Genomic DNA, 9,799 nt, shown 5'->3' on the forward strand with positions numbered 1-9,799 from the left:
CTTAAGAAGCGTCCTCTGTAGCCGTTCCAATCACTTCTACTGAGCCGCCCGCGGCCTCGATCTTGGCTGCGGCGCTCTTGCTGAACCTGTGCGCAGACACCGACAGCTTCTTCTCCATCTCACCCTGGCCGAGAATCTTGACCGGCTTGCGCAGGGTGGCAATCAACCCAGCGGCCTTCAGGGCCTCGGGACTGACCTCACCCTCACAACGATCCAGGTCACGCACGTTGACGACCTGATACTCGACACGGTTGATGTTCGTGAAGCCGCGCTTCGGAATGCGACGCGTGAGCGGCATCTGGCCACCCTCGAAGTCACGCCGAACACGACCACCGGACCGGGACTTCTGACCGTCCTGGCCTCGGCCGGCCGTCTTGCCCAGGCCGGAACCTGGTCCACGACCGACACGCTTCTTGTTCTTGGTTGAGCCGGTGTTCGGCCTCAAATCATGGAGCTCTGCCATCTCTATGCCTCGACCTCTTCGACGTCGACCATGAAGGAGATCTGATTGATCATCCCACGGATCGCCGGCGAGTCTGCTTGAATCACGCTCTTCTGGTGCCGCTTGATTCCCAGTGCGCGAAGCGTGTTGCGGTGCTTCGTCTGCCGCCCGATGCCGCTACGGGTCTGGGTAATCTTGAGCATCTTTGGTGCTGCTTTCTTAGCCACGTCGGACTCCCAATTCTTCAACCGTGATGCCGCGCTCTTCCGCCGCCCGCTCAGGCGTGACGAGTTCCGTCAGGCCCTCCATGGTGGCGCGCACAACATTGATCGGGTTGTTCGTTCCTAGACTCTTCGTAAGAACATCCGTGACACCAGCCGCCTCGAGCACCGCACGCACCGGACCTCCGGCGATGACACCAGTACCGGGAGCAGCAGGGCGCATAAGAACCCGACCGGCACCCCAGCGTCCCACGATATCGTGGGGCAGCGTGCCGTTCTGGATCGGAACCTTGACCATGCTCTTCTTAGCCTGCTCGAACGCCTTACGGATGGCTTCGGCAACTTCGTTGGCTTTCGCAAGCGCGATACCGACATTGCCCTTGCCGTCACCGACAGATACGAGCGCGGAGAAGGAGAACCGACGTCCACCCTTCACGACCTTCGCGACACGATTGATGTAGATCACATTTTCCGTGAGCTCGCTCTCGCGGCGACCGCGCGGCTTCTTGTCGCGCTTCTTGTTCTGCTTCGGATTCGTAGTGGCCATCAGAACTTCAAGCCTCCCTTGCGAGCGCCATCTGCGAAGGCTTGCACCCTGCCGTGGTATTTGTATCCACCGCGGTCGAACACCACGGCTTCGATTCCTTTGGATATCGCTGCGGCGGCAAGGAGCTTACCGGCCTCGAAAGCCTGCTCCACCCGCTTGTGACTTCCTTCAGCAACGAAGTCCTTCATGTCTGCTGTCAGCGTCGAGAGCCCCACGATTGTCTGCCCTTCGTCATCGTTGACGAGCTGACCCTCGATGTGCTTCAAGGAGCGGAAGACAACCAAGCGGGGCCTCTCAGCCGTGCCGTTGACTTTGTTCCGCACTCGGAAGTGGCGCCGCTTACGCTGAAGCTGCCTGCTCTTATTGAGCTTGTTCTGCTTGATTATCATGTGTTTTACGCTCCGGCGGTCTTACCGGCCTTACGCCGGACATGTTCACCTTGGTACCGAACACCTTTGCCTTTGTATGGCTCGGGCGGCCGGAACGACCGCAGCTCTGCTGCTGTCTGGCCCACTTTCTGTTTGTCGATTCCCGACACGACCATAGTGGTCTGGTTCGGGCACTCGACCGACACGCCGTCTACGGGTACGTAGTTAATCTGGTGGCTGAAGCCGAGGTTGAGCGTGACACTCTTCCCCTTCGTTTCGGCTTTGTACCCGACACCGATAATCTCGAGGGTTTTGCTGAACCCGTCCGTGACACCCGTGACCATGTTCTGGATCAGCGAGCGTGTCAGTCCGTGCAATGCACGGTGGTTCTTCTGCTCCGAGGGCCGCTCAACGCGGATCTCGGCCTCTTCGATCTTCACCGCCATGTCCGGGTGCACGTCCAGGGAGAGTGTCCCCTTCGGCCCCTTAATGTTCAGCGTGCCATCTGCCCACTTGGCGTCGACCCCTTTCAGGATCTCGATGGGCATCTTTCCAATACGCGACATCGTTTCTCTTCCCTACCAGACTCGCGCCATGACCTCGCCGCCCACGCCGGCGCTACGCGCCGCGCGGTCGGAGAGCATCCCGGCCGAAGTCGAAAGGATTGCCATTCCGAGACCATTACGTACCCGGGGAATCTCATCTTTTCCGACGTAACGACGTCGGCCAGGACGGGAAACCCGCTCCAGGTGCCGAATGACGGGCTTGTCCTCAAAATACTTCAGGTAAACCCGAAGCACCCCGAAGCGGCCGTCTTGCAGCACCTTGTGGCCATGCACGAAGTGACTCTCTTCGAGCAACCGTGCAATCTCGATCTTATTTTTTGATACGGGCATATCTACCCACTTGTGGGACGCCTGTCCGGCGTTCCGAATGCGGGTAAGCATGTCCGCGATTGGGTCGGTCATCATAGCGGTCGTATTCCTCTACCAGCTCGACTTGCGGACACCGGGGATTTCACCACGGAGTGACTTCTCCCGGAAACAAATCCGGCAAAGGCCAAACTTCCGCAGAAAGGCACGAGGCCTCCCACAGCGTTGACAACGGTTGCGATGGCGCACGCTGAACTTCTGCGGGCCGTTTGCTTTCTCGACGAGTGCCTTTCTGGCCATTCGAAAACTCTCTCTCTCTTAAGCGGAGGCGCCGATCTGCACCGGCACGGCCCCACGGAAGGGGAAGCCAAGCTCACGTAGCAAGGCGAAACCCTCGTCATCTTTATTGGTGGTGGTTACCACCGTGATATCCATCCCGTGGATCGAACGAACGTCGTCGTAGTTGATCTCGGGGAAGATGATCTGCTCACGCACACCCATCGTGTAGTTGCCGCGACCGTCGAAGGACTTGGTCTTCAAGCCCCTGAAGTCACGTACACGTGGGATCGCGGTACTGATGAGTCGGTCCATGAAGGCCCACATCTTCTCTCCACGCAACGTGACCGACGCGCCCACAGGCATGCCTTCACGGAGTGAGAAGTTCGAGATGGACTTCCGGGCCCGATTCACAAGCGGCTTCTGGCCGGTAATGATGCCTAGCTCGGTAATGACGCTTTCGAGCATCTTCTGATCTTTGGACGCTTCACCGACACCTACGTTCAGAACCACCTTCTCCACCTTCGGGATCTGGTGCGCGTTCACGAAGCCGAACTCTTTCTGCAGGCTCGGACGAACGTAGTTCTCGTAGTGATTCTTAAGTCTCAATTCCATTTCTCTACCTACCGAGGCCGCGGAACGGGGTTACCCGTTTTGATCGCGATGCGCTCTTTCGTCCCATCTTCCTCAACACGCATCCGAACTCGGCTTGCGGTCTCGGTCGCTGGGTCGACGAGCATGACGTTCGACATGTGTACTGCGGCTTCAAACGTGAGGATCCCCCCGTCAGGGTTGGCCTCACTCGGACGGGTGTGACGCTTGCGCATATTCACGCCCTCGACACGGACCCGGCCTGCATCTTTCAGAACCTCGAGGACCGTGCCTTCGACATCGCGGTCGTTCCCGCGAATGACGCGAACTCGGTCACCTTTCATGATCTGATGTTTGTCCGCGGCCATTAGAGCACCTCGGGAGCAAGGGAAACGATCTTCATATACTTCTTCTCGCGAAGCTCTCGACCCACCGGGCCAAAGATCCGGGTTCCGCGGGGCTCGCCCTGCGGGTTGATGATCACAGCCGCATTGTCTTCGAAGCGGATGTAAGTCCCGTCACGACGACGGGTCTCCTTAGCCGTTCGAACTACAACCGCCTGAACCACCTCACCCTTCTTGATACCCGCATTCGGGATCGCGTCCTTCACCGTGGCGACGATCACGTCGCCCACTCCGGCGTACCGACGACCCGAGCCACCGAGCACTCTGATACAGAGTGCCGATTTGGCGCCGGTGTTGTCGGCGATCCGTAGGATGGATTCCTGCTGAATCATCTATCAGTCCTCGATTATGCCGGGCGCTCGATCAACTCGATCACACGCCACCGCTTGGTCTTCGACAGCGGGCGCGTCTCCATGATCCGCACCGTATCCCCGACCTGGTATTCGTTGTTCTCGTCGTGTGCGTGGTACTTCTTGCTCCGTTTCACACCCTTTCCGTAAAGCTTGTGTGGGAAACGTCGCTCAATGACGACGGTGACGGTCTTGTCACACTTGTCACTAGAAATCACGCCTGTGCGGGACTTGCGGGAGGCACGGCCGTTCTCGTCTACCGTCGCCGTAGCAACAGCTGACTCCTGGACCTCAGCCTCCGGCGTAACTTCCGCAGCTGCGTTCTCTACCTGCTCCATTTCGTTCTCGCTCATATCTTTCTGGCTCACGCGTTCTCCGCGAGCTGTCGCTCACGCTGGACGGTCTTGAGACGCGCGATGTCGCGCTTGATCTGACCTGGCAAGCTCGGGTTCTCGAGCTCCATCATCGAACTCGTGAAGCGCATTTTGAACCGCTCTTCCTTGAGTTCTTTGAGCCGGGCGTTGATCTCTGTGTTGTCCCAATCGCGGATGTCATCGGCCTTCATTTGTATCTCCTAAAGCTGCCGTTCGCGTACTACGAACTTGCACTTGATGGGCAGCTTGGCAGCAGCGAGCTCCATGGCGCGCTGCGCTACGTCTTCCGAAATGCCTTCGAGCTCGAACATGATTCGTCCGGGCCTCACAACGGCCACCCAACCGTCCGGGTTACCCTTACCCTTCCCCATGCGCGTCTCAGCAGGCTTCGACGTGATCGGCTTATCGGGGAAGATCCGGATCCAGACCTTACCGCCACGCTTGATGTGTCGCGTCATCGCAACACGCGCAGACTCGATCTGCCGGTTGGTGATCCAAGTCGGCTCCATGGCCATGAGGCCATATTCGCCGAAGGACACCTTACTTCCGCGATGCGCTGAACCACGCATCCGACCCTTATGGGTCTTACGGCGTCTTACTCTTTTCGGTGCAAGCATTGTCTATTTCGTCCTAGCTCAGGAGCCTGTCGAGTAAGTGCGGCCACGCCGCTCTTCCACGACTTCACCCTTGAAAATCCAGCACTTTACGCCAACGACGCCGTACGTAGTGAACGCAGGCAACGACGCGTAATCGATATCCGCACGCAGCGTGTGCAACGGCACGCGGCCTTCATTGTAACCCTCGGTCCGAGCAATCTCAGCACCACCCAGGCGACCCGCGCACTGGATCTTGATGCCTTCCGCGCCGGCACGCATCGCGTTCTGCACCGCACGCTTCATGGCGCGACGGAACGAAATCCGCTGACTGAGCTGATGTGCAATGTTCTCGGCAACGAGATAAGCATCGGCTTCCGGACGCTTGATCTCCTCGACGTTCACGGAGATCTCTGAGTCTGTCACCATCGCGAGCTCGTCGCGAAGCTTGTCGACCTCAGCGCCACGCTTACCAATCACGACACCCGGCCGTGCGGTATGCAGCGTAACGACGATCTTGCTCGGCTTACGCTCGATCTCCACCTGCGCAAGAGCGGCGTGCCCAAGACGGCGGCGGAGATACATACGGATCGTCTCGTCCTCTTTGAGGAGGCGAGGGAAATCACGCTCGGCGTACCAGCGCGACTTCCAGTCTTTGACGATCCCGAGCCGGAATCCAACCGGATGAGTCTTTTGTCCCATGTCCTCAGTTGTCCTTCGTGTCGACGACCACAGTGATGTGGCTCGTCCGCTTACGGATCGGGGCAGCTCTGCCCTGGGCGCGCGCGCGCCAGCGCTTGAGCGTCGGACCTTCATCTACAAAGGCGGCGGCCACCATCAGCTCGTCTACATCCACGAGCGTACCCTCGTCTTGCGACTTGTCCTGGGCGTTGGCCACGGCAGAGCGGAGCGTCTTACTGACCGACTCAGCTGCACCTTTCTTCGAGTATTGAAGAATGGCGTACGCCTCGTTCACCGACTTTCCACGGATCTGGTCCACCACGAGCCGCGCCTTGCGGGGGCTCATTCGGACGTACCGTGCGATCGCTTTGGCTTTCATATCTGTTTACCGGCCAACGCGCTTGTCGGCGAGCTTACCGCTGTGACCCCGAAACAACCGGGTCGGAGCGAACTCACCAAGCTTGTGACCGACCATGTTCTCCGTGACGTACACGGGAATGAACTTGTTGCCGTTGTGCACAGCCAACGTGTGTCCTACGAAATCCGGAGAGATCGTAGAAGCACGAGACCATGTCTTGATCACCTTCTTCTCATTACGACTGTTCATGTCGTCAATTTTGAGAAGAAGCTTCTCACTGATAAACGGACCTTTCTTTACACTACGCGGCATCGTCTGACTCCCGGCCTACGACTGCGTGGCTTTGCCGCGCTTGCGGCCGCGCACGATGTATTTCGTCGATTCTTTCTTTTTGTTTCGCGTCTTCTTGCCCTCTGGCTTGCCCCAAGGGGAAACCGGGGGACGTCCACCGGAAGAACGACCCTCACCACCACCGAGCGGGTGGTCGACGGGGTTCATTGCTACACCGCGGACCTTCGGACGCTTACCACGCCAACGGTTGGCACCGGCCTTTCCGATCACGGTCAGCTCATGGTCGGAGTTACCGACCTCGCCAATCGTGGCCATGCACTCTTTCCGAACACGGCGAACTTCGGTGGACGGCAGGCGCAGCGTCACGTAGTCGCCTTCCTTCGCGACCACCTTCACCGATGCACCAGCCGAACGGGCCATCTGAGCACCCTTGCCCGGCTTCAATTCGATGCAGTGCACCGAAGTACCGAGCGGAATCAAGCCGAGAGGCATGGTTGATCCGATACGGACATCCGCGTCGGGCCCCGACATTACGGTATCCCCGACGTTCAGCCCCTTCGGATGGATGATGTAGGTCTTCTCACCATCCTCATAACAAATCAGAGCGATGTTCGCCGTGCGATTCGGATCGTACTCAATCTCTTTCACAATCGCTGGCACACCATGCTTCCGACGCTTGAAGTCGATGATCCTGTACTTCCGCTTATGACCACCACCACGACGGCGCACGGTAATGCGACCGTGGTGATTGCGACCAGCACTCGAAAACAGCGACTCCGTCAACGACTTCTCCGGCCCCTTACGCGTCAGGATCTCGTTGTCGAGAACCGAGCGCGTCCGTTGACCCGGAGTCATCGGTTTGAATTTTTTGATTCCCATCAGCCGGCCTCGTAGAGCTCGATGTGCTCGCCTTCGGCGAGCTGCACCACAGCCTTCTTGTAGGACGGGCGGCGACCGCTGCTCGCATTTTTAGCCATGCGGGCCATGCTCGAGCGCCGCTGCTTCCCGGCGTAACGCATGGTCCGAACGTCTTTCACGCTGACGTCCCAAAGCTTCTCGACAGCCTGCCCGATCTCGATCTTGTTCGCATCTTTGCTCACGACAAACGTGTAGACGCTGTTGATTTCCATCTGCTCGGTGGTCTTCTCAGTGATCACCGGCTCGATGATGACGTCGTATGCATCACGCATCGCCCTCCTCCTCGTTTTCTGCCGTGGCAGGCGCTTTCACCTTCGGAGCGGCCTTCTTCTTTCCGTCCTCGATCGCACCGCGCTCGATCACGATGATGTTGGCCCACAGAACATCGTAAACCGACTCTCCACCGAACGGCATCACTTGCACATGCGGAAGGTTCCGAGCGGACTTGTATACGTTGTCGTTCTGGCCATCCGTGAGGAGCAACACCTTTCCCTCGATCTGGGTCAACGCCAAGAACGCCAGGAGATCCTGGGTCTTGGGCGCGTCCATCGACGGAAGGTCCACCATGACCACCCGATCGTGCTCAGCCCGGTCGTTCAGGGCGGAGCGACGCGCGAGCGCCTTCACCTTCTTGGGGACCCGTTGGCGCCAGGAGTGTGGAATGGGCGGAAAAGCTCGGCCACCCCCCTCCATCTGCGCAGCTCGAACCGTTCCCTGACGGGCACGACCCGTGCCCTTCTGACGGAACGGCTTGGCGCCGGTGCCCCGCACGTCGGAACGTGACTTGGCAGAACCGGTGCCCTGTCTCTGGTTCAAGAGGTGCGCGCGCACAACCTGGTGCATCACGCCCTCGTTTACGACGCCGTCGAAGAGCGAATCGGGGAGTCCCCGAGCCTTACCCTTCTTGCCGTCCTCTTTGTAGTAGCGCGCCTTATACATGGCCGTCACTTCGAAATCAGCAGGTAGCTATTACGGGCGCCCGGAACACCGCCCTTTACGAATAGCAGGTTGCGCTCGCCATCGACGCGCACGACCTGCAGGTTCCGGATCGTCGTCCGAGCTCCACCCATACGTCCCGGCAACTTCTTGCCCTTAATGACGCGGGAGGGGTCCGTACCCGGGCCCATGGAGCCAGGCGTACGGGACATCGAGTGACCATGGGAAGCTGGGCGTCCGGCAAAACCGTAACGCTTCACTACACCCTGGAAGCCCTTACCCTTGGAGCGGCCCGTGATCTTGATGCGATCACCAGCCTCGAACAACGCAACGGTGAGCTCTTGGCCCACCTCATAAACTTCACCGTTGTCAGGGGTGAATTCACGCATGAGCTGAGGCGCGGCCTCGAGGCCCGCCTTAACAGCGTGTCCGACTTCAGCCTTGTTGGCACGCTTCGCCTTCTGCGCGCCGAAGCCAACCTGGACAGCCGTGTAGCCATCCGCGTCATCGGATCTCACCATGACAACTGGGCACGGCCCGGCTTCAATGACGGTGACGGGTACTTGTACCCCATCGTCATTGAAGATCCGCGTCATACCGACTTTTTTTCCAATCAATCCGGCCATTCTCCGGGGTCCCCCGCTAATCGACCTTGATCTCAACATCAACACCGGCTGGTAGATCCAGCTTGGTCAATGCATCGATCGTTTGTGGACGGCTTTCGACAATGTCGATGAGTCGCTTGTGTGTCCGAAGTTCGAACTGTTCACGACTCTTCTTGTCGACGTGAGGCGAACGAAGAACGGTCCAGCGCTCACGACGAGTCGGGAGGGGGATAGGACCACGCACCACTCCACCCGTCTTTTGCGCCGCCCGAACAATATCGGCCGCCGTCTGGTCGAGTACCCAGTGATCGAACGCTTTCAGTCGAATTCTGATTCTTTCAGCCATTTTGGCCTCTAGTTTTGGTGGGAGGTCGGCCCGTGGGTCCGTCTCTCACTCTTCCCGAGCCGTTCGGTCGCAGGATTCCGTCTTCTAACTTCTTACTCCGCTTACCTCTCTCTGCAGCTACACGCGGCAGAGCGTCGTCAGAGTGAGAGACGGGCCCACGGTCCTCCCGACCATCTGTGTTCCTTCACGCTGGTGCTCCGCAGCCGGCGAGTTCGTTCGATCCCTGGGGATCAACCATTCTCGCTGGGCACGGGGCCCTTCCGGTCCTGATTTCCTTCTCTGTTTCGTGCCCCCGCTTCAGCGCTGATGCGCTGGAGCCGGAACCTCTCGTGCTTCCGAGAGAAGCGGCGGGGTCTTTCGTATCGCGAGATTCCGAGAGGAGACTCGGTCGGCTCCTCTCAGAGAGAGGCCCCTACCCGGTCGCCTAACTGCCGGCCATCAGGCCGAACGGTCTCGCGAATACGGAAGATCCCGTCGTTTCGTACCCCTTATTACTCGATGATCTCAGTGACGACACCTGAACCCACGGTGCGCCCGCCTTCGCGAATCGCGAACCGAAGCTGTGGGTCCATCGCGATCGGCGTGATCAACTCCACTTCCATCTGAACGTTGTCGCCAGGCATCAC

The 9,799-nt window shown here is 59.0% G+C and carries 21 protein-coding genes and 1 pseudogene; all 22 read right to left on the bottom strand.

What is annotated here, in order from left to right; all coding sequences use genetic code 11:
* Position 1 precedes the first annotated feature (1 nt).
* Positions 2–463, bottom strand: a complete 462-nt coding sequence (rplO, locus tag P8L30_09075) for a 50S ribosomal protein L15 (protein MDG2240342.1) — start codon at positions 461–463, stop codon at positions 2–4.
* 2 nt (positions 464–465) lie between these two features.
* Positions 466–645 carry a 50S ribosomal protein L30 gene (gene rpmD, locus P8L30_09080; GenBank protein MDG2240343.1) on the bottom strand — a complete coding sequence of 60 codons (180 nt, stop codon included), beginning with the start codon at positions 643–645 and terminating at the stop codon, positions 466–468.
* A gap of 16 nt (positions 646–661) precedes the next feature.
* Positions 662–1,210 (bottom strand): 30S ribosomal protein S5, encoded by a 549-nt coding sequence (rpsE, locus tag P8L30_09085; protein MDG2240344.1) that lies wholly within the window; start codon positions 1,208–1,210, stop codon positions 662–664.
* Positions 1,210–1,599: a 50S ribosomal protein L18 gene (rplR, locus tag P8L30_09090; protein MDG2240345.1), complete on the bottom strand. Its 390-nt coding sequence runs from the start codon at positions 1,597–1,599 to the stop codon at positions 1,210–1,212. Before rplR ends, rpsE begins: the two co-directional genes overlap by 1 nt.
* Positions 1,600–1,604: 5 nt before the next feature.
* Entirely contained in the window at positions 1,605–2,144 is a 540-nt protein-coding gene (gene rplF / locus P8L30_09095) for a 50S ribosomal protein L6 (GenBank protein ID MDG2240346.1), read from the bottom strand.
* Between the two features lie 12 nt (positions 2,145–2,156).
* Positions 2,157–2,549, bottom strand: a complete 393-nt coding sequence (gene rpsH / locus P8L30_09100; protein MDG2240347.1) for a 30S ribosomal protein S8 — start codon at positions 2,547–2,549, stop codon at positions 2,157–2,159.
* Positions 2,550–2,564: 15 nt separating this feature from the next.
* The gene (locus P8L30_09105) at positions 2,565–2,750 is read right to left on the bottom strand and encodes a type Z 30S ribosomal protein S14 (GenBank protein ID MDG2240348.1); all 186 of its coding nucleotides are present in this window, start codon (positions 2,748–2,750) and stop codon (positions 2,565–2,567) included.
* An 18-nt stretch (positions 2,751–2,768) separates the two neighbouring features.
* Entirely contained in the window at positions 2,769–3,341 is a 573-nt protein-coding gene (rplE, locus tag P8L30_09110; protein ID MDG2240349.1) for a 50S ribosomal protein L5, read from the bottom strand.
* Between the two features lie 8 nt (positions 3,342–3,349).
* Positions 3,350–3,685, bottom strand: a complete 336-nt coding sequence (rplX, locus tag P8L30_09115) for a 50S ribosomal protein L24 (GenBank protein ID MDG2240350.1) — start codon at positions 3,683–3,685, stop codon at positions 3,350–3,352.
* Positions 3,685–4,053 carry a 50S ribosomal protein L14 gene (rplN, locus tag P8L30_09120; GenBank protein ID MDG2240351.1) on the bottom strand — a complete coding sequence of 123 codons (369 nt, stop codon included), beginning with the start codon at positions 4,051–4,053 and terminating at the stop codon, positions 3,685–3,687. Before rplN ends, rplX begins: the two co-directional genes overlap by 1 nt.
* Before the next feature lie 14 nt (positions 4,054–4,067).
* Positions 4,068–4,307 (bottom strand): annotated as a pseudogene (gene rpsQ, locus P8L30_09125) (30S ribosomal protein S17).
* Positions 4,308–4,435: 128 nt separating this feature from the next.
* Positions 4,436–4,636 (bottom strand): 50S ribosomal protein L29, encoded by a 201-nt coding sequence (gene rpmC, locus P8L30_09130; protein MDG2240352.1) that lies wholly within the window; start codon positions 4,634–4,636, stop codon positions 4,436–4,438.
* Positions 4,637–4,645: 9 nt separating this feature from the next.
* Positions 4,646–5,062, bottom strand: coding sequence for a 50S ribosomal protein L16 (rplP, locus tag P8L30_09135; protein ID MDG2240353.1), 417 nt, complete (start codon positions 5,060–5,062; stop codon positions 4,646–4,648).
* Positions 5,063–5,080: 18 nt separating this feature from the next.
* Positions 5,081–5,740 carry a 30S ribosomal protein S3 gene (gene rpsC / locus P8L30_09140; protein MDG2240354.1) on the bottom strand — a complete coding sequence of 220 codons (660 nt, stop codon included), beginning with the start codon at positions 5,738–5,740 and terminating at the stop codon, positions 5,081–5,083.
* A gap of 4 nt (positions 5,741–5,744) precedes the next feature.
* Positions 5,745–6,098, bottom strand: coding sequence for a 50S ribosomal protein L22 (gene rplV, locus P8L30_09145; GenBank protein MDG2240355.1), 354 nt, complete (start codon positions 6,096–6,098; stop codon positions 5,745–5,747).
* A 6-nt stretch (positions 6,099–6,104) separates the two neighbouring features.
* Positions 6,105–6,389 carry a 30S ribosomal protein S19 gene (gene rpsS, locus P8L30_09150; protein ID MDG2240356.1) on the bottom strand — a complete coding sequence of 95 codons (285 nt, stop codon included), beginning with the start codon at positions 6,387–6,389 and terminating at the stop codon, positions 6,105–6,107.
* Between the two features lie 15 nt (positions 6,390–6,404).
* The gene (gene rplB / locus P8L30_09155) at positions 6,405–7,247 is read right to left on the bottom strand and encodes a 50S ribosomal protein L2 (protein ID MDG2240357.1); all 843 of its coding nucleotides are present in this window, start codon (positions 7,245–7,247) and stop codon (positions 6,405–6,407) included.
* Entirely contained in the window at positions 7,247–7,558 is a 312-nt protein-coding gene (gene rplW / locus P8L30_09160; GenBank protein MDG2240358.1) for a 50S ribosomal protein L23, read from the bottom strand. Before rplW ends, rplB begins: the two co-directional genes overlap by 1 nt.
* On the bottom strand, positions 7,551–8,225 hold the full coding sequence (gene rplD / locus P8L30_09165) for a 50S ribosomal protein L4 (protein MDG2240359.1): 675 nt from the start codon (positions 8,223–8,225) through the stop codon (positions 7,551–7,553). The genes rplW and rplD overlap by 8 nt, the downstream gene beginning before the upstream one ends.
* A 5-nt stretch (positions 8,226–8,230) precedes the next feature.
* On the bottom strand, positions 8,231–8,848 hold the full coding sequence (rplC, locus tag P8L30_09170; GenBank protein ID MDG2240360.1) for a 50S ribosomal protein L3: 618 nt from the start codon (positions 8,846–8,848) through the stop codon (positions 8,231–8,233).
* A 16-nt stretch (positions 8,849–8,864) separates the two neighbouring features.
* Positions 8,865–9,173, bottom strand: a complete 309-nt coding sequence (rpsJ, locus tag P8L30_09175; GenBank protein MDG2240361.1) for a 30S ribosomal protein S10 — start codon at positions 9,171–9,173, stop codon at positions 8,865–8,867.
* Positions 9,174–9,664: 491 nt separating this feature from the next.
* A partial coding sequence (gene tuf, locus P8L30_09180; GenBank protein MDG2240362.1) for an elongation factor Tu occupies positions 9,665–9,799 on the bottom strand: 135 nt, incomplete at its 5' end.

Source organism: Longimicrobiales bacterium (genome assembly GCA_029245345.1).
Lineage (GTDB): Bacteria > Gemmatimonadota > Gemmatimonadetes > Longimicrobiales > Gaopeijiaceae > CALFPJ01.

What these genes read in the sequence shown, in the direction of transcription:
- rpsJ (MDG2240361.1), bottom strand. Translation starts at nt 9,173, where the DNA reads ATGGCTGAAAGAATCAGAATTCGACTGAAAGCGTTCGATCACTGGGTA.
- rplF (MDG2240346.1), bottom strand. Translation starts at nt 2,144, where the DNA reads ATGTCGCGTATTGGAAAGATGCCCATCGAGATCCTGAAAGGGGTCGAC.
- rpsE (MDG2240344.1), bottom strand. Translation starts at nt 1,210, where the DNA reads ATGGCCACTACGAATCCGAAGCAGAACAAGAAGCGCGACAAGAAGCCG.
- rplB (MDG2240357.1), bottom strand. Translation starts at nt 7,247, where the DNA reads ATGGGAATCAAAAAATTCAAACCGATGACTCCGGGTCAACGGACGCGC.
- rplN (MDG2240351.1), bottom strand. Translation starts at nt 4,053, where the DNA reads ATGATTCAGCAGGAATCCATCCTACGGATCGCCGACAACACCGGCGCC.
- rplW (MDG2240358.1), bottom strand. Translation starts at nt 7,558, where the DNA reads ATGCGTGATGCATACGACGTCATCATCGAGCCGGTGATCACTGAGAAG.
- P8L30_09105 (MDG2240348.1), bottom strand. Translation starts at nt 2,750, where the DNA reads ATGGCCAGAAAGGCACTCGTCGAGAAAGCAAACGGCCCGCAGAAGTTC.
- rplD (MDG2240359.1), bottom strand. Translation starts at nt 8,225, where the DNA reads ATGTATAAGGCGCGCTACTACAAAGAGGACGGCAAGAAGGGTAAGGCT.
- rplR (MDG2240345.1), bottom strand. Translation starts at nt 1,599, where the DNA reads ATGATAATCAAGCAGAACAAGCTCAATAAGAGCAGGCAGCTTCAGCGT.
- rplO (MDG2240342.1), bottom strand. Translation starts at nt 463, where the DNA reads ATGGCAGAGCTCCATGATTTGAGGCCGAACACCGGCTCAACCAAGAAC.
- rpsC (MDG2240354.1), bottom strand. Translation starts at nt 5,740, where the DNA reads ATGGGACAAAAGACTCATCCGGTTGGATTCCGGCTCGGGATCGTCAAA.
- rpmC (MDG2240352.1), bottom strand. Translation starts at nt 4,636, where the DNA reads ATGAAGGCCGATGACATCCGCGATTGGGACAACACAGAGATCAACGCC.
- rplC (MDG2240360.1), bottom strand. Translation starts at nt 8,848, where the DNA reads ATGGCCGGATTGATTGGAAAAAAAGTCGGTATGACGCGGATCTTCAAT.
- rplV (MDG2240355.1), bottom strand. Translation starts at nt 6,098, where the DNA reads ATGAAAGCCAAAGCGATCGCACGGTACGTCCGAATGAGCCCCCGCAAG.
- rplP (MDG2240353.1), bottom strand. Translation starts at nt 5,062, where the DNA reads ATGCTTGCACCGAAAAGAGTAAGACGCCGTAAGACCCATAAGGGTCGG.
- rplE (MDG2240349.1), bottom strand. Translation starts at nt 3,341, where the DNA reads ATGGAATTGAGACTTAAGAATCACTACGAGAACTACGTTCGTCCGAGC.
- rpmD (MDG2240343.1), bottom strand. Translation starts at nt 645, where the DNA reads ATGCTCAAGATTACCCAGACCCGTAGCGGCATCGGGCGGCAGACGAAG.
- rpsH (MDG2240347.1), bottom strand. Translation starts at nt 2,549, where the DNA reads ATGATGACCGACCCAATCGCGGACATGCTTACCCGCATTCGGAACGCC.
- rplX (MDG2240350.1), bottom strand. Translation starts at nt 3,685, where the DNA reads ATGGCCGCGGACAAACATCAGATCATGAAAGGTGACCGAGTTCGCGTC.
- rpsS (MDG2240356.1), bottom strand. Translation starts at nt 6,389, where the DNA reads ATGCCGCGTAGTGTAAAGAAAGGTCCGTTTATCAGTGAGAAGCTTCTT.